The 20,390-nt window shown below is 71.7% G+C and carries 17 protein-coding genes; 11 read left to right on the top strand and 6 right to left on the bottom strand.

The features are described 5' to 3' along the window. Window positions 1-43: 43 nt before the first annotated feature. The 4 genes from LG278_RS10695 (at window position 44) to arc (ending at window position 4,709) form a co-directional block, all read left to right on the top strand. Window positions 44-1,231 (top strand): site-2 protease family protein, encoded by a 1,188-nt coding sequence (locus LG278_RS10695; RefSeq protein WP_404386916.1) that lies wholly within the window; start codon window positions 44-46, stop codon window positions 1,229-1,231. A 148-nt stretch (window positions 1,232-1,379) separates the two neighbouring features. Beyond that, a complete protein-coding gene (locus LG278_RS10700) occupies window positions 1,380-1,775 on the top strand; it encodes a single-stranded DNA-binding protein (protein ID WP_404386918.1) in 396 nt (131 codons plus the stop codon). Window positions 1,776-1,786: 11 nt separating this feature from the next. Next, window positions 1,787-2,872: a tRNA (adenine-N1)-methyltransferase gene (locus LG278_RS10705; RefSeq protein ID WP_404386920.1), complete on the top strand. Its 1,086-nt coding sequence runs from the start codon at window positions 1,787-1,789 to the stop codon at window positions 2,870-2,872. A gap of 58 nt (window positions 2,873-2,930) precedes the next feature. Continuing rightward, window positions 2,931-4,709, top strand: a complete 1,779-nt coding sequence (gene arc / locus LG278_RS10710; RefSeq protein WP_404386922.1) for a proteasome ATPase — start codon at window positions 2,931-2,933, stop codon at window positions 4,707-4,709. 1,083 nt (window positions 4,710-5,792) lie between these two features. On the opposite strand, the gene LG278_RS10715 is transcribed toward arc, so the two are convergent. From LG278_RS10715 to LG278_RS10725, 3 genes are read right to left on the bottom strand one after another with little or no spacing between them, the layout of a single operon-like run. Beyond that, window positions 5,793-6,179, bottom strand: coding sequence for a DUF3054 domain-containing protein (locus tag LG278_RS10715; protein ID WP_404386924.1), 387 nt, complete (start codon window positions 6,177-6,179; stop codon window positions 5,793-5,795). Then, complete coding sequence (locus LG278_RS10720) at window positions 6,176-7,165, bottom strand: ribose-phosphate diphosphokinase (RefSeq protein ID WP_404386926.1); 990 nt, start codon at window positions 7,163-7,165, stop codon at window positions 6,176-6,178. The genes LG278_RS10715 and LG278_RS10720 overlap by 4 nt, the downstream gene beginning before the upstream one ends. Window positions 7,166-7,205: 40 nt before the next feature. Next, the gene (locus tag LG278_RS10725) at window positions 7,206-8,204 is read right to left on the bottom strand and encodes an alpha/beta hydrolase (protein WP_404386928.1); all 999 of its coding nucleotides are present in this window, start codon (window positions 8,202-8,204) and stop codon (window positions 7,206-7,208) included. A gap of 72 nt (window positions 8,205-8,276) precedes the next feature. Between LG278_RS10725 and LG278_RS10730 the strand changes: the two genes are divergently transcribed. Further along, complete coding sequence (locus tag LG278_RS10730) at window positions 8,277-10,709, top strand: lysylphosphatidylglycerol synthase domain-containing protein (RefSeq protein ID WP_404386930.1); 2,433 nt, start codon at window positions 8,277-8,279, stop codon at window positions 10,707-10,709. A gap of 67 nt (window positions 10,710-10,776) precedes the next feature. Then, entirely contained in the window at window positions 10,777-12,297 is a 1,521-nt protein-coding gene (gene dop, locus LG278_RS10735) for a depupylase/deamidase Dop (RefSeq protein WP_404386932.1), read from the top strand. A 31-nt stretch (window positions 12,298-12,328) separates the two neighbouring features. On the opposite strand, the gene LG278_RS10740 is transcribed toward dop, so the two are convergent. Then, on the bottom strand, window positions 12,329-13,378 hold the full coding sequence (locus LG278_RS10740; RefSeq protein WP_404386934.1) for a hypothetical protein: 1,050 nt from the start codon (window positions 13,376-13,378) through the stop codon (window positions 12,329-12,331). 93 nt (window positions 13,379-13,471) lie between these two features. After that, window positions 13,472-14,218 (bottom strand): hypothetical protein, encoded by a 747-nt coding sequence (locus LG278_RS10745; protein WP_404386936.1) that lies wholly within the window; start codon window positions 14,216-14,218, stop codon window positions 13,472-13,474. A 204-nt stretch (window positions 14,219-14,422) separates the two neighbouring features. Here LG278_RS10745 and LG278_RS10750 point away from each other — a divergent pair, with 204 nt between their 5' ends. The 3 genes from LG278_RS10750 to prcA are packed head-to-tail and all read left to right on the top strand — an operon-like array spanning window position 14,423 to window position 16,301. Next, complete coding sequence (locus LG278_RS10750) at window positions 14,423-14,629, top strand: ubiquitin-like protein Pup (protein WP_404386938.1); 207 nt, start codon at window positions 14,423-14,425, stop codon at window positions 14,627-14,629. Beyond that, a complete protein-coding gene (prcB, locus tag LG278_RS10755; protein ID WP_404386940.1) occupies window positions 14,626-15,459 on the top strand; it encodes a proteasome subunit beta in 834 nt (277 codons plus the stop codon). Before LG278_RS10750 ends, prcB begins: the two co-directional genes overlap by 4 nt. Continuing rightward, window positions 15,456-16,301 carry a proteasome subunit alpha gene (prcA, locus tag LG278_RS10760; protein WP_404386942.1) on the top strand — a complete coding sequence of 282 codons (846 nt, stop codon included), beginning with the start codon at window positions 15,456-15,458 and terminating at the stop codon, window positions 16,299-16,301. The genes prcB and prcA overlap by 4 nt, the downstream gene beginning before the upstream one ends. A 122-nt stretch (window positions 16,302-16,423) precedes the next feature. Here the strand turns inward: prcA and LG278_RS10765 are convergent, their stop codons facing one another. Further along, entirely contained in the window at window positions 16,424-17,614 is a 1,191-nt protein-coding gene (locus LG278_RS10765; protein WP_404386944.1) for a hypothetical protein, read from the bottom strand. Window positions 17,615-17,750: 136 nt separating this feature from the next. On the opposite strand from LG278_RS10765, the gene pafA reads away from it, so the two are divergent. Together pafA and LG278_RS10775 are read left to right on the top strand one after the other, a co-directional pair. Further along, window positions 17,751-19,142 carry a Pup--protein ligase gene (pafA, locus tag LG278_RS10770; protein WP_404386946.1) on the top strand — a complete coding sequence of 464 codons (1,392 nt, stop codon included), beginning with the start codon at window positions 17,751-17,753 and terminating at the stop codon, window positions 19,140-19,142. A gap of 183 nt (window positions 19,143-19,325) precedes the next feature. Then, window positions 19,326-20,312 (top strand): FKBP-type peptidyl-prolyl cis-trans isomerase, encoded by a 987-nt coding sequence (locus LG278_RS10775; protein ID WP_404386948.1) that lies wholly within the window; start codon window positions 19,326-19,328, stop codon window positions 20,310-20,312. The last annotated feature ends 78 nt before the right edge of the window (window positions 20,313-20,390 follow it).

Below are 20,390 nucleotides of genomic sequence, written 5' to 3' on the forward strand. Positions count from 1 at the left end.
GCGCCGGACCGCTCCCCACAGGGCCAGGGCTTAGGCTCTGAGGATGTCCACACCCGCTGGCCGCCGGTCACCACACGGCTGGCAGATCGGCTCGCTGGCGGGCTCGCCCGTCTACCTCGGCCGCTCGTGGCCGGTCATCGCCGTCGTCATCGTCGTCGTCTTCGGTCCCAACCTCGCGCGCCCCGACCGAGGCCCTGAGTACGGCTACCTCGCGGCCGCCGGCTACGCGCTGCTGCTGCTGCTCTCGGTGCTCGTGCACGAGGCCGCGCACGCGCTCGCCGCTCGCTGGCGGGGCCACCCCGTCGACCGCATCGTCGCTGACGTGTGGGGCGGGCACACCGTCTACGACGCCACCCGCACCTCGCCCGGCTCCACCGCGCTGATCGCAGTCGTCGGCCCCCTCGCCAACCTCGCCCTCGCCGGGGTCGGGCTGCTCCTCCAGTCGGTCACGACCAACGACACCGCCCTGCTGCTGCTGACGATCATCACCTACGCCAACCTGCTCGTCGGGCTCTTCAACCTGCTGCCCGGACTGCCCCTCGACGGCGGCCAGATCGTCAGTGCCCTCGTGTGGCGCGTCACAGGTCGCCGTGGTGCGGGCTTCGTCGTCGCCGGCTGGCTGGGGCGCGTCGTCGCACTTGCCACCGTGGCGTGGTTCGTCGTCGTGCCCTTCGTGCGGGGCGAGCCCGGTGACGCGTTCGGCATGATCTTCCCGATCGTCATCGCGGCCTTCCTCTGGCAGGGCGCCACCGGTGCGATCCGGGCAGGACGCATCCACGAGGCGACGGCGCAGCCAGCAGCCGAGGTGCTCGAGCCGCTCGTCGTCGTCGCTGCCACGACGACGCTGGCCCAGGTCGACGAGGCGCTCGCCTCCGGCGCGCTGCGACCCACCCCGGCGCGCCAGGTCCCCGACGGGCAGGTCTGGCTCGCCACGTCCGACGACCGTGGCTGGCCCGTCGGCGTCGTCGAGCCCGGCGCCACGCAGGCGGTTCCACCCGAGGCGCGCGCACGGACGGCGCTCTCGGCGGTCACGGTCGCCCAGCCGGGCGCCTGGGTCGTGGCGCTCGCACCCACGGACGTGCTCACCGACCTCATCCGGGTCATGAGCGAGCGCAGCCTGTCGTATGCCGTGGTCGTCGACTCCTCGACGCGCTCCGTACTCGGGTTGGCCACGGCCGAGCAGATCAACGCCGTCGTCGGCGCGCAGCTGGCCCGTCGCGGGCGCCGCTGAGCGTCCGGGTTCCCGGCCCTGCGTCCACACCCCCCTCGACCGGCGTCGCGTCGTCCACAGTCTCGAGGTCGTCCCCCGGCGACGGGGCCCGGGGCGACGAGGCTGGCACCCGAGAGCCCGCGACCGTCGGGCCGGACAGGGCGGGGAGATGAGCAGGATTCGAGGTGACGAGGCCGGCACGACGTCGGCGCTCAACGAGGTCGCGCTGCGAGGGCGGGCGTCCGCCGCTGGGGAGGAGCGCACCCTGCCGAGCGGAGACGTCATCGTCACGCTGAGGGTCATCGTCCCGCGGGAGGGAGGGGCTGCCCGGCGCGCGGCCGGCACCGGTGAGGTGCGACGTGCCTCCGTCGACACCATCGACGTCGTCTGCTGGACGGCTCGCACCCGGCGGGCTGCCCTGCGCCTGGCCGCCGGCGACGGGGTCGAGGTCGGTGGGGCCCTGCGCCGCCGGTTCTTCGGCGGTCCCGGTGGGCGCCAGAGCCGCTACGAGGTCGAGGCGACGTCGGTGCGTCGGGTGGCGAGAGGGGCTCCAGTGGCCTCCTAGACTGTGCTCCCATGAGCGATGCCGCGCCGTCCACCCCTCCCGGGAGCGCCCACAACCGACGCGGGGTGTTCGAGGTCGGCGAGCGCATCCAGCTCACCGACCCCAAGGGTCGGCTGCACACGATCACCCTCGAGCCCGCGCGCGAGTTTCACACCCACCGCGGCTTCCTGCGCCACGACGACCTCATCGGTGCCCCCGACGGCTCGGTCGTCACCAACACGGCCGGCGTCGAGTACCTCGCGCTCCGACCGTTGCTCAGCGACTACGTGATGTCGATGCCGCGTGGGGCGGCGGTCGTCTACCCCAAGGACGCCGGGCAGATCGTCCAGATGGCCGACATCTTCCCCGGGGCGACGGTCGTCGAGGCGGGCGTCGGCAGCGGCGCCCTGTCGATGTCGCTGCTGCGCGCGATCGGTGAGCACGGGCGGCTGCTGTCCTTCGAGCGGCGCGAGGACTTCGCCGAGATCGCCAAGGGCAACGGCCGGGCCTTCTTCGGCGGCGACCACCCGGCGTGGACCGTCACCGTGGGTGACCTCGTCGAGAGCCTCCCGACGCTCGTGCCGGCGGGCACGGTCGACCGGGTGGTGCTGGACATGCTCGCTCCCTGGGAGTGCCTCGACGCCGTCGCCGACGCGCTCATCCCCGGCGGGGTGCTCATCTGCTACGTCGCGACCACCACCCAGCTGAGCCGCGTCGCCGAGGGCATGCGCCTGCACGGTGGTTACACCGAGCCCAGCGCGTGGGAGTCCCTCGTTCGGGGCTGGCACCTCGAGGGTCTCGCCGTGCGCCCCCAGCACCGCATGCACGGTCACACCGGCTTCCTCGTCACGACCCGCAGGCTCGCTCCCGGTGTCGTGCCGCCCGAGCGCAAGCGTCGACCGGCCAAGGGATCCCACCCGGTGGTCGACGGCGTCGCGGTGGGTGCGGACGGCATACCGGAGGGTGACGACACCCCGCTGACGCAGCCCGGCTCGCTGGCCGCGGTCGACGTGCCCGATGAGGCGTGGACGCCCGAGGCGATGGGCGAGCGAGTCAAGAGCGACAAGACGATCCGCCGCGTACGCCGATCACTGGCTGAAACGTCCGAGGAAAACTGACGACCTCGGGTTAGGGTCGAATCGTCACGGTGTGCGAGTGACGGATGAGGAGGCCGAGATGTCAGATGACGTCAGCAGCTGGAATCAGGCGGGTGACGGCGGCTCCGAGACCACCGGATCGCGCAGCCCCGGCGCCAGCGAGCGTGAGCTCGCCGCCCTGCGCGCCGAGATCGACGCGCTGCGCGACGCAGCGCGGGTCTCGCCGCAGCGCACGCGAGAGCTCGAGGCCCGCCTCGCCCACGTGCAGACGAGCCTCTCGACCCTGTCGACGCAGAACGAGCGCCTCGTGCGCACGCTCAAGGAGGCCCGCGAGCAGATCGTCACCCTGAAGAAGGAGGTCGACCGACTCGCCCAGCCCCCGAGCACCTACGGCCTCATCATGGACACGCCCCAGGACGGCGCGGTCGACATCCTCACCGGCGGGCGCAAGATGCGCGTCGCCGTGAGTCCCTCGGTCGAGGTCGGCGAGCTGGGCCTGGGCCGCGAGGTCATGCTCAACGAGGCGCTCAACGTCGTCTCGGTGCACGGCTTCGAGCGGGTCGGCGAGGTCGTCACCGTCAAGGACAAGCTCGACGACCTGCGCGTCGTCGTCGTCACCCACGGTGACGAGGAGCGGGTGTGCCGTCTGGCCAACCCCCTCATCGGCGAGCACATCCGGGTCGGTGACTCCCTCACCCTCGACGCGAGGTCGAACTTCGTGCACGAGGTGATCCCCAAGCTCGAGGTCGAGGAGCTCGTCCTCGAGGAGGTGCCCGACGTCGCCTACGAGGACATCGGGGGCCTGGCGGGCCAGATCGAGCAGATCCGCGACGCGGTCGAGCTGCCCTTCCTGCACCCCGAGCTCTACAAGGAGCACGCCCTCAAGCCGCCGAAGGGGGTGCTCCTCTACGGACCCCCCGGCTGCGGCAAGACCCTCATCGCCAAGGCGGTCGCCGCGTCGCTGGCCCGCAAGGTGGCCGAGCGCACGGGCAAGCAGACCGAGAAGAGTTACTTCCTCAACATCAAGGGCCCGGAGCTGCTCAACAAGTACGTCGGTGAGACGGAGCGGCACATCCGGCTGATCTTCCAGCGTGCTCGCGAGAAGGCCTCCGACGGCACACCCGTCGTCGTCTTCTTCGACGAGATGGACTCCCTCTTCCGCACCCGCGGGTCCGGCGTCAGCAGCGACGTCGAGACGACGATCGTGCCGCAGCTGCTCGCCGAGATCGACGGTGTCGAGCGGCTCGAGAACGTCATCGTCATCGGCGCCTCCAACCGCGAGGACATGATCGACCCCGCGATCCTCCGGCCGGGCCGCCTCGACGCGAAGATCAAGATCGAGCGCCCCGACGCCGAGAGCGCCCGCGACATCTTCAGCAAGTACCTCACCGACACCCTGCCGCTGCACGAGCACGACCTGGCCGTGCACGGGGGCGACCGCGAGGCGACCGTCGTGGCCATGATCACGGCAGCGGTCGAGCGGATGTACTCCGAGATGGACGAGAACCGCTTCCTCGAGGTGACCTACCAGGGCGGCGACAAGGAGATCCTCTACTTCAAGGACTTCAACTCCGGGGCGATGATCCAGAACATCGTCGACCGGGCCAAGAAGCTCGCCATCAAGGACTTCCTGATGACCGGCCAGAAGGGCATTCGCATCGAGCATCTGATGACCAGCTGCGTCGATGAGTTCAAGGAGAACGAGGACCTGCCCAACACGACCAACCCCGACGACTGGGCGCGCATCAGTGGCAAGAAGGGCGAGCGCATCGTCTACATCCGCACGCTCATCAAGGGCAAGGACGGCACCGAGCCGGGCCGTTCCATCGCGACGGCCAACACCGGGCAGTACCTCTGAGCGCCGATCCTCGCCGCACGTCCCGCTGACCGGAGCACCGCACCGTCGCTCGAGTGGGCACTTTCGATCGGTGCCGTCCGCGACGGCGTACGCGCCGTTGGTGGGAAGTGCCCACTCGATGCGTGGGGTCGGCGACGGCGAACGCGTGTTGGTTGGGAAATGCCCACTCGACGGGTGGGGTCGGCGAGGGGGTCAGGGCGGGTGCGGTCGTGGCCGGCCAGCACCGGGCAGTACCTCTGAGCGCGGCTCCTCGCTCCACGTCCCGCTGACCGGAGCACCGCACCGTCGCTCGAGTGGGCACTTTCCATCCGTGCCGTCCCCGAACGCGTACGCACCTTCGGTCGAGTGGGCAGTTTCCACCCGTGCCGTCCGTGACGGCGTACGCGCCTGCGGTGGAAAGTGCCCACTCGATGGGTGGGGTCGGCGAGGGGGCAGGGGGTGCGGTCGTGGGCCGGCCAACACCGGGCAGTACCTCTGAGCGCCGATCCTCATTTCACGTCCCGCTGACCGGAGCACTGCACGGTCGCTCGAGTGGGCACTTTCCATCCGTGCCGTCCGCGACGGCGTACCCGGCCGTTGGTGGAAAGTGCCCACTCGATGGGTGGGGTCGGCGACGGCGTACGCGCCTCCGGTGGGAAGTGCCCACTCGATGGGTGGGGTCGGCGAGGGGGCAGGGCGGGTGCGGTGGTGGGTCGTCCCAGCACCGGGCAGTACGTCTGAGCGCCGATCCTCATTTCACGTCCCGCTGACCGGAGCACCGCACCGTCGGTCGAGTGGGCACTTTCCACCCGTTGCCGTCCGCGACGGCGCACCCGGCCGTTGGTGGAAAGTGCCCACTCGATGGGTGGGGTCGGCGACCCCGTACGTGCCGTTGGTGGAAAGTGCCCACTCGATGGGTGGGGTCGGCGACGGCGTACCCGGCCGTTGGTGGAAAGTGCCCACTCGATGCGTGGGGTCGGCGCGGTGGGTCAGCGGGGATGCGGTGGAAAGTGCCCACTCGACGGGTGGGGTCGGCGACGGCGTACGCGCCGTTGGTGGAAAGTGCCCACTCGATGAGTGGGGGCCGGCGCGGGGTGGATCGGGTCAGCGGCGGGTGCGGCGGAGGACCAGGGTTACGAGGGCGCGCCAGCCGACGAGGAAGAGCGCGAGCACCAGGGCTGCCACGAGCACGAAGCTGACCGCGGTGCCCTGACCGGTGGACTGGCGCAGCACCATCCCGATGAGCACGGTGGCGAACCAGACGGTGATCCCCGGACCGACCTCGAGCGGCCACGCCTTGCGCAGCACGCGCACCACGGCCCATCCGACGGCGGTGCCGACGAGGAAGGGCCAGGCCGTGACGAGCGCCCCGACCACGGGGTTGGCCTCGTCGTGGCTGGCGCGGCCGACGGCTGCGAAGACGACGACGAGCAGCACGTCGAGCGCGAACGCGACCGGCGGGCGACGCAGGACGGCGAGGGCACCGGTCATGACGGCGTGTCGAACGGCAGCCTGGCCTGCGGGGGCGCATGCGTCGGGTCGACGCCCTCGAAGAGCGAGCTCACCGACCGCCCGTGGTGGATGCGGCTGATCGCCTCGGCGAAGAGTGCCGAGACCGATCGGACCGTCAGCTCCGGCCAGCCGGGGGGCGGGGGCACCGTGTCGGTCGTGACGACCTCGGTGACGAAGGGGTGGTCGCGCAGGCGCTCGACGGCCTTGCCGGCAAACAGGCCGTGGGTGCACACGATCGAGGCCTCGGTGGAGCCGGCGTCCTTGAGGCGGTCCATCAGCTCGAGCATCGAGCCTCCGGTCGCGATCTCGTCGTCGAGCACGATGGCCCGGCGACCGTCCACGTCGCCCACGATCGCGTCGATGACGACGCGGTCGTCGGAGATGCGCTGCTTGGCGCCGGCGGCCACGGGCAGGCCCAGCAGCCGGGCGAACTGGGTGGCCACCTTGGCGTTGCCGAGGTCGGGGCTGACGACGATGCAGTCGGTGAGGTCGGTCCCGCGGTAGTGGTCGGCGAGCACGCCGATGGCTGTGAGGTGGTCGACGGGCGTGGAGAAGAAGCCGTGCACCTGAGGGGCGTGCAGCGCCATGGTGAGCACGCGGTGCGCGCCCGCCGTCGAGATCATGTCGGCGACGAGCCGGCCGCCAAGCGAGATGCGAGAGGCATCCTTCTTGTCGGAGCGGGCATAGGCGTAGTGCGGCATGACGGCGGTGATCTGGGCCGCGGACGCACCCCGAGCGGCGTCGATCATGAGCAGGAGCTCCATGAGGTGCTCCTGCGTCGGCGGGACGAGCGGCTGCACGATGTAGACGTCGCGCTGGCGGCAGTTCGCGAGCAGCTGGGCCTGCAGGCAGTCGTTGCTGAACCGCTTGATGTCGACGGGCGACCGGTTCACCCCGAGGTAGGCGCAGATCTTGTCGGCGAGGGCAGGATGTGCCGACCCGCTGAACACGACGACATCATTCACTCCGAGCCATCCCTCTCGAGGTCCGCGTGCGCTTCGCACCCTAGCCGACCCGGGGCCGGTGCGCGTGCCGCGCGATCCACCTGGTGAGCTCGTCACGGGCCGCTCGGCCCACCGGCGTCGCGCCCGGGAAGCTGTGGAAGCCGTGGGGGACGCGCGGGTAGTTGGTCAGCTCGACCTCGACACCGGCGTCGCGCAAAGCCCGAGCGTAGGCCGCGCCGTCGTCGCGCAGGGGGTCGAGGTCGGCCGTCTGCACGAGCGCGGGCGGCAGCGCGGCGAGGTCGGCGGCATACAACGGCGACACGAGCGGGTCGACCCGCTCGAGCGCGTCGGGGCCCTCGCCGAGGTAGTGCCCGAGGAAGGCGTCCATGTCGGCCCTGGTGAGGATCGCGCCACCCGCGTGCTCGGCCACCGACGGCTGCGACATGGTGGCGTCGACCGCGGGATAGATGAGGGACTGGTGGGCCAGGTCGGCGCCACCATCGGCACGCACCACCTGCGTGACGACAGCCGACAGGTTGGCGCCGGCCGAGTCGCCCGCGACGCCGATGCCGTCGGGCCGCGCGCCCAGGGCGGGCGCTGAGCCCGTCACCCAGCGGACCGCGTCGACGCAGTCGAGCGCCGCCTGGGGCGCGCGGAACTCGGGCGCGAGCCGGTAGTCGACGCTGAGCACGAGGACGCCGGCAGCATGGGCGATGGCCGTGCAGATCGGGTCGTAGGACCGGGTGTTGCCGAGGACCCAGCCCCCGCCGTGGAGCCAGACGAGGACCGGCAGCGGGCCGGGTCCACCCCTGCGCGGTCGATAGGTGCGCACCCCCACCGAGTGACCGTCGCGGGCCCGGAACGCGGTCGCCCCGATGCTGACGTCGCGGCGCACCCTGCCGGTGATCCACGAGTAGGGCGGCCGCGCGGGCGCGGCCCAGGCCCGCATGCGCGGGATCTCCTCGGCGGCGAGGCTGCTGATGGCGCCGCGTTCACGGCTGATCGCCCGAACGACGAGGCGGGTGCGGAGCGGCATGTCCCACGAGCTGCTGGTCGTCACGCTGCGCAGTCTGGCACGGCACGCAGGCCTGCCTTGCACGGTTGCGGCGTGCGCGTCGGGCAGGATGATGGGGTGCCCAGCCCAGACGAGCCCCTCGAGGGCGCCGAGACCGTGGCCGACGCGGTCGACACCCTCGATCCCGCGGCGGCCGTCGAGGTCATCGAGCCGCCCATTCCCGACCGCGTGCGGCGGCCCGCGGATGCCGTGCGCCTCGCCGTCGTCACGCTCGTGCTCGTGCTCGGCCTCGTCGTCGCCGACTTCGCCACAGGCACGCGCGGCGCCGTCGAGCAGGACCTCGCCGAGGCCACCAGCGGGCTGCCTCGCATCCTGCTGACCCTCCTCGCCTGGCTCGCCGGACTCGGGGCCCTGCTCCTGCCGATCGCGGTCGGGGCCGACCTGCTCGTGCGCCGTCGGCCGCTCCAGCTCGTGCAGGCCCTCGGTGCGGCTGTCGTCGGCGGTGTGCTCGTCATCATCTGCGTCGCGCTCGTCACGACGGGCCACGGCGGCTTCCTCACCGATGTGCTGACGCGGCCGACGGCGACCGGTCAGAGTCCGCCCCTCGACATCATCGTCGTCTCGATGATCGCGCTGCTCACCGTCGCCGACATCGCCGGTCGCAAGTGGATCTCCCCGGCCGCCACCGTCGTGGTCTCGGCCACCGTGCTCACGGCCTTCCTCTCCGGCCTCGTCACGCTGACCGCGCTCATCAGCTCGCTCCTGCTGGGCTGGCTCGTGGGCCTCGCCTTCCGGCTGGGCTTCGGGGCGGTGTCGACCCGCCCGCCGGGCGTCGACGTGGCCCGGGTGCTCCTCGACACCGGCGTGCCCCTCGAGCGCCTGCGGCTCGTCGACGCCAACGCCGCGGGCGACCGGAGGTATGCCGGAACGACCGCGAGCGGGTCCGTCGACGTCCACGTCATCGACCGTGACACCTTCGGCCTCGCCTCCGGTCGGCGCCTGATCCGGGCCGTCCGGCTCCGCAGCGGTTTCTCCCGCCCACCCGCGGTGACCCTTCGCGCCGAGCTCGAGCACCGCACCCTCATGGGCCTGCTGCTCGCAGACGCCGGCGTCCACGCCCCCCGGCCGGTCGCCGTCTCGGAGGTCGGCCCCTTCGCGGCCGTCATCGCCTACGTCGAGCCCCAGGGCGTCACCCTGGCCGAGCTCGACGACCTCGACGACGAGCAGCTGGCGCAGGTCTGGCGCCTCGTGGCCACCCTGCACCGGCGACGCATCGCGCACCGTGGCCTCAGCCCGCATGCGTTGCTCATGGACGGGGAGGGACGCGTGGGTCTGCGCTCCCTCGGCGCCGGCGACCTCGCGGCCGACGACATCACCCTGCGCATCGACCTCGCCCAGCTGCTGACCAGCGTGGCCCTCGTCGTCGGCCCGGAGCGCGCCGTCTCCTCGGCCGTCGAGGCCCTGGGAAAGGAGGCCGTCGTCCGGGCCGTGCCGGTGCTGCAGTCCGTCGCGATGACGCCCGACACGCGCTCGGCCCTCAAGGCGCACAAGGGGCTGCTCGGCACGCTCCGCGACGAGCTCATGGCGCTGCGTCCCTCGACCGAGCAGGTCGCGCCGGTCGAGCTGCGCCGGGTCACGCTGCGGTCGGTCGTCACCGTCATCGGTGGCGTCGTGGCCGGCTACCTCGTGCTGACGCAGCTGGCCCAGGTCAACCTGGGCGAGGTCATCAGCACGGCCCAGTGGGAGTGGGCGCTCGTGCTCGTCGCCTTCGCGGTCGCGACCTTCGCCGGCGCCTCGATCGCCCTGGCCGGGGCCGTGCAGATCCACCTCAGCTTCGTGCGCACCTACATGACCCAGCTCGCCGTCGCCTTCAGCGGGCTCGTCGCTCCGGCAGCGGTCGGCAACATCGCGCTCAACACCCGCTACCTGCAGACCTCGGGCCTGCCACCGGCCGTCGCCGGAGCGAGTGTCGGAGTGGCCCAGGTCGCCCAGTTCTGCTCGTACTTCGTGCTGCTCGTCGTCGCGGGCGTGCTCGCAGGCACCGGGCCGGCCATCTCGTTCAGCCCGTCACCCGTGCTGGTGGCGGGCATCCTCGCCGTCCTCATCATCGCCATCGGCCTGCTCGCTGTGCCCCGGGTGCGGGCGGTGATCACCGACCGCGTGATGCCGCAGATCCGCTCCGCCGTGCCCCAGGTGCTCGCGACCTTCCAGCACCCCAAGAAGGTCGCCCAGCTGCTCGGCGGCGCGCTCATCCTCGACGTGTCCTTCGTCGCCTCCCTCGTCTGCGCCACCCGGGCCTTCGGCTCCGACGCCGCCATCCCCGCGGTCGCGGTGGTCTACTTCGCCGGGGCCATCATCGGGTCGGCCGTGCCGACGCCGGGTGGGCTCGGTGGCATCGAGGCGGCCATGTCGGCCGGCCTCATCGCCATCGGCGTGCCGGGAGGCGTCGCCGTCTCGGCGGTCCTGCTCTATCGCCTCGCGACCTACTGGCTGCCGATCCCGTTCGGCTGGTTCTCGCTCAACCGGCTCCAGAAGCTCGGGGCGATCTGAGCCCCGCCCGGCGGCATACGGCGGACTGGCGAGGAGAGCGGTCGGGGCGCCGGTTATCGTCCTGACCATGACGGTGCGTCGGATCATGGGCCTCGAGACCGAGTACGGCATCTCCGTGCCCGGCGACCCGATGGCCAACCCGATGTTCCTCTCGGGGCAGGTGATCAGCGTGTATGCCGCCGCGCAGGGCATCCGCTCCAACCAGTCGAGCTGGGACTACGCCTTCGAGGACCCGCTCCGCGATGCCCGGGGCTGGCAGCTCGACCGCCAGTCGGCCGACCCGAGCCAGCTCACCGACGTCGAGGACCCGACCCTCGCCAACGTCGTGCTCACCAACGGCGCCCGCTACTACGTCGACCACGCGCACCCGGAATACAGCTCGCCCGAGGTGACCCTGCCGCGCGACGCCGTCACCTGGGACCGCGCCGGCGATGCCATCGCCCTCGAGTCGGTGCGGCTGCTCGCGGCCCGCCCGGGCCAGCCCCCCGTCAACCTCTACAAGAACAACACCGACGGCAAGGGCCAGTCCTACGGCACGCACGAGAACTACCTCATGCCGCGTCGCACCGCCTTCCCCGACATCGTGCGTCACCTCATCCCGTTCTTCGTGACGCGCCAAGTCGTGTGCGGCGCGGGCCGGGTCGGGCTGGGCGTCGACAGCAGGGGAGCGGGCTACCAGATCTCCCAGCGCGCCGACTTCTTCGAGACGGAGGTCGGGCTCGAGACGACCCTCAAGCGCCCGATCATCAACACCCGTGACGAGCCGCACGCGGTGGCCGACCGCTATCGCCGCCTGCACGTCATCATCGGCGACGCGAACCTGTTCGATGTCGCCGGGCTGCTCAAGGTCGGCACCACCTCTCTTGTGCTGGGCATGATCGAGGACGGCTATCTCACGCAGGACTGGTCGATCCGCCGGCCGGTCGCCGCCCTGCAGAGCATCTCGCACGACCCGAGCCTGCAGGCCACGGTCGAGCTCGCCGACGGCCGCGTCATGACGGCTCTCGACGTGCAGTGGCTCTACCTCGAGGCCGCCCAGCGGTGGCTCGAGCTGCGTGGCGACGACCCGGAGCCGGAGGCCACGACCGAGGTCATGGCGCTCTGGGGGGACGTGCTGACCCGACTGGGTCGCGACGTCATGTCGTGTGCGGGGATGCTCGACTGGGTCACCAAGCTCCAGCTCCTCGAGGGCTTCCGCTCCCGTGACAGCCTCGCCTGGGACGACCACCGCCTCGCGGCGGTCGACATCCAGTGGGCCGACGTGCGGCCAGAGAAGGGGCTCGTGCACCGCCTGCGCGACCGCGGCCGCACGGTCGACCTCGTGACACCGGAGCAGGTGCGGGTCGCGTGCACCACCCCGCCCGACGACACCCGCGCCTGGTTCCGCGGCACCTGCGTGCGGCGTTTCGGGGCCGAGGTCTTCTCGGCCAGCTGGGACTCCGTCGTCTTCGACGTGCCGGGTCACACGAGCCTCCAGCGGGTGCCGATCCTCGAGCCGGAGCGCGGCACCCGCGCCCAGGTGGGCACCCTACTCGAGGAGAGCGTCGACGTCACGGCACTCCTGCGCGGACTCGCTACCCCGGACTGAGGCCCCCGATCTCGTTGTAGGGCAGCGGAACTCAGGTGCGCCGCAGCACTCCGGCCTCGACCAGGTCGTCGACGGCAGCCGCGACGACCTGGTCGGCATCGGGGTAATCGCCGTGGGCGCGACAAGCGGCCTCGACGAGCGACGCCTCGCTCGCGCCGGGCCCGGCCTCGCACCAGAGCGTCAGGGCCAGCGGCCCGAGACGCACCGGGGTGTCGCCGGCGAGGACGACGGCCTCGGACCCAGCCCGTATGCCGTCCACGACGTCGGCTCGTGCGACCAGGCTGCTGTCGGCGGGCTGTGCCGCCTCATCGGGCTGCAGGCGGGGGAGCGGCTCCCAGTCGGGCTGCCGGTCCTGGATCTGCCCGTGCCGCAACAGCGCCCGGAGCGGTAGGGCGAGGTCGCCGGACTCCGCATACGTGACGCTGAAGCAGCCGGCTCCGCGGGAGACGACCTCGGCCAGGCGCTGCAGGGGCTGCGCGAGCTGCAGCAGCGCGCTCGTGTGCCCCACGAGTTCGAGCACGGCGGCCAGGGTGGGCAGGGGAGTCAGGACCGGGTCGTGTCGCAGTGACGGGTCACGGCGCAGGAGCACGACGGAGTGCAGGCGCAGGTCGTCAGGGCAGTGCCGCAGGCCCAGCCGGTCCGGCCCGTGGTGTGTCTTGGTCTCGGGGTGCTCCGGGTCGTCGATGACGGCGAGCGGCTTGGGGAAGGGCGGCACCGTCCCGTCGCGCAGCACCGCGACGGTCTCATCGGTCACGTAGCCGAAGGACGCGTTCCCCGCGTCGGCCGAGGTGAGACGGGCAGCGGCGGTCGTCTTGCCCGTGCCCGAGCCGGCGACGAGCGCGATGACGTCGCCCCGGGGCCCGCTGAGGCCGGCGGCGTGGAGCAGGACGGCCGATCCGGCGAGGTGGTCGATGCCGAGGTCGTTGAGGTCGTGGACGAGGCGTGCCTCGAGCTCGCGCGTCAGCGGCAGGTCGGTGTCGGCGGCGAGCAGGGTGCGCACGGGTCCGGGTGGTGGGGGCACGACGCAGCGCGACCACGCCCCGAGCACCTGTCGGCGCGCCGCAGCACCGCGGACCTGCACGGCGAGCACCTCGCCCAGGACGTGGAGGCACAGCACACCGTCGGCGTCACCGCCGGCGGCGTGCTGCGTGGATCGCGTCGTGGTGCGCAGGGCTCAGTCGCCGAGCGACGGGGCGGAGCGCTCGGTCGACAACGACCGCGGGGCGATCTGGCCCGCCGCGCACGAGTCGAAGTCCGGCTCGGGCGTCGTCGTGCGCCAGACGAAGCCGTTGAACGGCAGGTCGGTGTTGAGCACCCAGCCCGGGTCGTTGGGGCCGGGCGCCACGGCTGCCGTCGACGGGTGCCTCTGGAGGATGAGGTTGACGGTGACGGCGTCGCGCGAGCCGGCCGGCGGGATGCCGTTCGCGGAGTTGGAGAACGGCCGGGGGTCTGAGGTGCGGTAGGTGAGCGAGAAGCGCTGGCACCCTCCGGCGTCACCGACCGCCGCGAGCTTGAACGGGTCGCGGTAGCCGGCCCCCGGTCCGTTCTGGTCGTTGTGCTGGCCGTTGACCTCGATCTGGAAGTTGTCGAGGCTGTCGGTCTCACGGAAGCGATACCACGCGGGGTCGCTCGTGCAGTTGCAGATCTCGATGTAGGAGGGCAGCCAGACGAGGCCGTAGTTGTTGCGGATGCGCGGCACGGCGAAGGCGCTGCTCTGTGACAGGTCACGGCACACGGCATCGAGACGGACCCGGCCCGTCGGACCCAGCGTGACCGACCCGGTCACCGTGCACTGGCTGATGCCCGCGTGCGCAGCCGGCGTGCCGACGGCCAGCACCGGCACCGACCAGGCCGCCCCCTTGACGATGGTGCGGCGCGTCTGCCTGCGTGCAGGCTCGACTGAATCGTGAGCGATGCTCATGGTTACTCCCCCGAGCAGATGTGGATCTGAAGTTGTGTGCACGACGGGATCTCGCCGGCCGCTGTCACCGTAGCAGCGAGCAGTGCCTGCGCGGCTGGTTTGTCGACAACCCGCTCGAGGCGCGGTGGCTCGTCCCGGTGCTCGGTTCGCACCGACCCACGCGTTAGGGTCGGTGCAAGAGGCCGCACGTCCCAGGAGGTAGCAATGCCGGGTCAGGAACACGCAAAGCCGCAGCGCCGCGAGGACGAGGTGCCCGATGCCCCGGAGGCCCCCCCGGCCACCCCGGCGGGGGCTGCCGTCAAGGAGGGCCTGACCGACGACATCGACAGCGTCCTCGACGAGATCGACGGCGTGCTCGAGTCCAACGCCGAGGAGTTCGTGCGCGGGTTCGTCCAGAAGGGCGGAGAGTGACGGGCGACCCCCGGGGGCGTGCGCGCCAGCTCGACGATGCGTTCCTCGTGACCGGCAGTTCGTCCTTCACCGACTTCGTCGGGGCCTACCGGCCCGAGCTGCTGCCCTCGGGGCGCCGCCTGCCCTCCGGGGCGAGCATCGAGGCACCGCACGGCACCACGATCGTCGCGCTGCTCTTCGACGGCGGCGTCGTCATGGCCGGGGACCGCCGCGCCACGATGGGCAACGTCATCGCCAACCGCGACATGGAGAAGGTCTTCGCCGCCGACGGCTACAGCGTCGTGGGCATCGCCGGCACGGCCGGCATCGCGATCGAGCTCGTGCGCCTCTACCAGGTGGAGCTGGAGCACTACGAGAAGATCGAGGGCGCCATCATGTCGCTCGAGGGCAAGGCCAACCGCCTCGCCTCGATGATCCGGGGCAACCTCTCCCTCGCCATGCAGGGCCTCACCGTCGTGCCGACCTATGCCGGCTTCGACCTCGAGGCCGACGGCGGGCGCATCTACTCCTACGACGTCACCGGCGGCTGCTACATCGAGGGCGGTCACCACTCGACGGGGTCGGGCTCGGTCTTCGCCCGGGGCGCGCTCAAGAAGCTGTGGCGACCCGGCCTCGCGGAGGAGCAGGCCGTCGGCATCGCCGTCGAGGCGCTCTACGACGCCGCCGACGACGACTCGGCCACCGGAGGCCCGGACCTCGGCCGGCAGATCTGGCCGACCGTGGCCGTCGTCGACCGGACGGGCGCGCGCTTCGTCGCGCAGCCCGACCTCGAGGCCCACGTCCAACGCATCGTGGCGGCTCGGCGCGACAACCCCGGAGGTGCCCGATGAGCATGCCGTTCTACGTGCCGCCCGAGCAGGTGATGAAGGATCGGGCTGACTTCGCACGCAAGGGAATTGCGCGCGGCCGCTCCGTGATCGTCCTCGGCTACGACAAGGGCATCGCGTTCGTCGCCGAGAACCCGTCGCGGGCCCTGCACAAGGTCTCCGAGATCTACGACCGCATCGCCTTCGCCGCCGTCGGGCGCTACAACGAGTTCGAGAGCCTGCGTGTCGCCGGCATCCGCTACGCCGACCTGCGGGGCTACTCCTACGACCGCACCGATGTCACGGCGCGCGCTCTCGCCAACACGTATGCGCAGACGCTCGGCGCCGTCTTCACCCAGGAGTCCAAGCCTTTCGAGATCGAGATCGTCGTCGCCGAGGTCGGCCTCACCCCCGACGGCGACCAGATCTTCCGCCTCACCTACGACGGCTCCGTGGCCGACGAGCAGGGTTTCGTCGTCATGGGCGGCGCGAGCGAGAAGGCCGAGGAGCGGCTGTCGACGACCTGGCGCCCCGGCCTCCCGCTCGGCGAGACGCTGCGGCTCGCCGTCGACGTGCTCGCCGCCGGCGACAACGGCGAGCGCCGCGAGATCGGCGCCGCCCAGCTCGAGGTCGCCGTGCTCGACCGCGACCGCCCGCGTCGCACCTTCCGGCGCATCGTCGGCCCGCTCCTCACCCGGCTGCTCAGCTCCGAGGACCCCACGGCCGACGCCCCGCTCGTCGACGAGAAGCACCCGGGGCACCCCGAGGTGCTGAGCGGTGAGACCACCGACGCCGGCAGCGTCACTGGCACTGGCAGCGACGGCGAGGACGCGGCGAGCGATCCGCACCCGCACCCACCCGGCTGAGCGCGCCGCAGCGGTGACGCCTGCCCGACCCCACGGCATACGGGATCGGGCGACGACGGCGAAGGCCGTCCACCCATGCGGGTGGACGGCCTCTGCGTGCGGTGGGGCGAGGGCCCTGCGACTCAGCTCGAGGGGGACCCGACGCGCGTCGGCCCGCGCTGGTAGTAGGACGACGCCGTCGACCCGTAGGACTCGTCGCTCGCGCCCTCGGCGGCCTCGTCCTGCGCTGCGTCGGTGGGCTGAGCGTCGTCCTGCGCCTGTTGGGCGGGCTCCTCCTGCGCCTGCGCCTGCTCCGGCGCAGGCTCCTGCTCGGGATTGCGCTCCTGCTGCTCGGTCGCCTGCTCGGGCGCCTGCTCCGGCTCCGGCTTGGCCTTGGGGGCCTCGGCCTCGCCACCGAGGACGTCGGCGAGCGCGCCCCCGCCGAGCGTCGAGAGCATCTGGCGCACGTTGGACAGCTGGGCCGTGATGCTGTCGCGCTGGGCGGTGGCGGCGGCGAGCTCGCGGTCGGACTCCTCGCGCAGCCGCGAGGCGTGGTCGCGGGCCTCGGAGACGATCTGGTCGGCCTGCGCCTGCGCGGTCTCGAGCGTGCGCTCGGACCGGGTGCGCAGGTCGGCGGCCTCGCGCTCGGCGCGCTCGGCGGTCTGGCGCAGCCGCGCCTCCGACTCGGCGAGGAGCTGCTCCTGCTGCTTGCGACGCTGCTCGAACTCGGTGTCGGCCTGCTCACGCCGGGCGGCGAGGGAGACCTCGAGCTCTGCCGACGCGGTGGAGGCACGCAACCGGTGCGCTTCGTACTCGGCGGCGGCCTCCTGCCGCTGCGCAGCCGTGACGCTCTGTGCCTCGGCGACGATGGCCTGCGCCTCGCGGTTGGCCTGGGCGATGATGCGCACCGACTCCTCGTCGGCGCGAGCGCGGGCCTGCTCGGCATACGTCGTCGTGGTCGCCTTCAGCTCGGCCGCCGAGCGGTTGGCACGCTCACGGATCGCGTCGGCCTCGGCGGCAGCGCGGGACTTCATCTCGCCGGCCTCCTGGTCGGCGAGCGTGAGGATCTGCGCGATGCGCTCACCGAGGTCGGAGAAGGTCTGCGTCTGGGCCGGCGTGTTCTGCTTCTTGAGGTCCGCCATGACGCGCGACTGCTGACCGAGCTGTCCCCGCAGGTCGGTCAGGGCGGCGTTGAGCTTGGTCAGCTCGACACTGCGCTCGGCAGCGTCCTTCTTGGCGGCCTGGAGGGTGCGGTTCTGCGACTCGATGAACGAGTCGACCTCCTCGGGCTCGTAGCCGCGGCGAGAGAACTTGAAGTGTGGTCTGTCGATCATGTCCGTCCAATGCAGGGTGGAGGGGAGGTCAGGTCGGTCGCCCCGCCATTCTGACAGCAGTCCCTGAGAGCTCCCGCACGCGCCGTGGGTGCGCCCCATCCCTCGGCCCTCGTGGTCTGCCGCCTAGAGTTGGTTCATGGAGCGGCGGATCTTCGGGATCGAGAACGAGTACGGCGTCACCTGCACCACGCAGGGTCAGCGCCGGCTCACGCCCGACGAGGTCGCCCGCTACCTCTTCCGCAGGGTCGTCGCCTGGGGGCGTTCGAGCAACGTCTTCCTCGGCAACGGCGCCCGGCTCTACCTCGATGTGGGCTCCCACCCGGAGTACGCCACTGCGGAGTGCGACTCGGTGCGCGAGCTCGTGATCCAGGACAAGGCGGGGGAGCGCATCCTCGAGGGTCTCGTGGAGGACGCCCAGGCGCGGCTGCGTGACGACGGCGTCGAGGGCGAGATCTTCGTCTTCAAGAACAACACCGACTCGGCCGGCAACTCCTACGGCTGCCACGAGAACTACTGCTACGGCCGGTCCGGCGACTTCACCCGCGTCTCCGACATGTTCATCCCCTTCCTCATCAGCCGGCAGATCGTCTGCGGCGCGGGCAAGGTGGTCACGACCGCCCACGGGGCAAGCTTCGCGGTGAGCCAGCGCGCCGACCACATCTGGGAGGGCGTCTCGTCGGCCACGACCCGCAGCCGGCCGATCATCAACACCCGCGACGAGCCGCACGCCGACGCCGAGAAGTACCGCCGCCTCCACGTCATCGTCGGCGACTCCAACATGTCCGAGACGACGACGCTGCTCAAGGTGGGCAGCGCCGACCTCGTGCTGCGCATGATCGAGGCCGGCGTCGTGATGCGCGACCTGACGATGGAGAACCCCATCCGGGCCATCCGGACGATGAGCCACGACCCGACGGGGCGGGCGACGGTGCGCCTGTCCAACGGTCGCGAGCTGTCGGCTCTCGACATGCAGCGCGAGTACCTCGACAAGGCTCTCGACTTCGTCGACCGCGAGGGCATGACGAGTCCTGACACCAAGCAGGTCCTCGACCTGTGGGGCCGGGCGCTCGACGCGATCGCCGCGGGTGACCTCGACGCGATCGACACCGAGATCGACTGGGTCATCAAGCACCGGCTGATCGAGCGCTACCGCGAGCGCCACGGGCTGGCCCTCACCGATGCGCGGGTGCAGCAGCTCGACCTCGCCTACCACGACATCAACCGCCGACGCGGCCTCTTCTACCTGCTCCAGCGGCACGGCAAGGCGGCCCGCGTCGCCACCGACGTCGAGATCTTCCAGGCCAAGGTGCGCCCCCCGCAGACCACCCGAGCCAAGCTGCGCGGCGACTTCATCCGGGCCGCGCAGGCCCATGGCCGCGACTTCACTGTGGACTGGGTGCACCTCAAGCTCAACGACCAGGCGCAGCGCACCGTGCTCTGCAAGGACCCCTTCCGCGCCGTCGACGACCGTGTCGAGCGCCTCATGGACACCATCGAACGGTCGCCGTCCATCCAGCGTCCGCTCTGAGTCACAGCCGCCGGCGAGCACGCGGACCCTCCGGGCCACGGCACCTGAGACGACCTGTGAGGACCTGTCCGGAGCCTGTGAGCCTGCCCCGGTCGGGAACTCGCGACCCTGCACCGGGGGTTACAGTGACGGGGTTTGCCGAGCGGACCCCGTGCCGCCCGCCCCCGACCTGAAAGTGCTCTCGTGCGCCCCTCCCGTCCAGCCCTGACCGTCGCAGCCACCCTCACCCTCGCCCTGTTGGCGGGGTGCGGCAGCAGCAGCAACCCGTCACCGGGCGGCACGACGGTGGCCACCACCGCCCCCTCGGTCGCCCTCAAGGGGGTGACGGCCACCGGCGCCGTCGACCTCAAGACGGCCCCCAAGGTGGCGCTCGGCACCACGCCGATCAGCACGACCACCGTCGAGCGCAAGGTGCTGACCCCGGGCACCGGCACGGCCGCCACGACCCAGGACACCGTGCGCCTGCGGGCCCAGATCTTCAACGGCACGAGCGGCAAGCTCCTCGACGACGGCTACGCCGAGGGTCGTCAGCCCGAGGGCTACCGCCTCGGTCGCAGCGACCTCATCGCCGGCTTCACCGAGGGTCTGCTGGGCGCCACCAAGGGCTCGCGCGTCGTCTTCTCCATCCCGCCGGCCAAGGGCTTCGGCGCGGAGGGCAACAGCCAGCTCGGCATCGCCGGCACCGACACCATCGTCGTCGTGGCCGACATCGCCGACGTGCGCCGTGGCCTGACCCAGGTCGACGGCACGCAGGCCGCGAGCCCGGCGGGTCTGCCCACCGTGGCGTTCCCGAACGGCCCCACCAAGGAGCCCACCGTCACGGTGCCCAAGTCGGCTGCGCCCACCGAGACCAAGCAGGCCACCCTCATCGAGGGCAAGGGCGCCGCCGTCGAGAAGGGCCAGACCATCACCGCCCAGTACCACGGTGTGCTCTGGCGCGACGGCAGCGTCTTCGACTCCTCGTGGCAGCGGGGCGCCTCCGCGGACTTCCCCATCGGCGTCGGCGCCGTCATCCCCGGCTGGGACAAGACCCTCGTCGGCCAGAAGGTCGGCAGCCGCGTGCTGCTCGTCGTGCCGCCCGCCGACGGTTACGGCGAGGCCGGCAGTGGGGACAAGATCAAGGGGACCGACACGCTCGTCTTCGTCGTCGACATCCTCGACGCCTACTGACCCGAGCGCGCCCCGCACCACCGCTGGTTCGCCAGCACCCGAGACCCCAGCACAGGCGGGGACCATCTCCGCCGGAAC

The sequence above is a fragment of the Humibacillus xanthopallidus genome (assembly GCF_044793955.1).
Taxonomy (GTDB): domain Bacteria; phylum Actinomycetota; class Actinomycetes; order Actinomycetales; family Dermatophilaceae; genus Humibacillus; species Humibacillus xanthopallidus_C.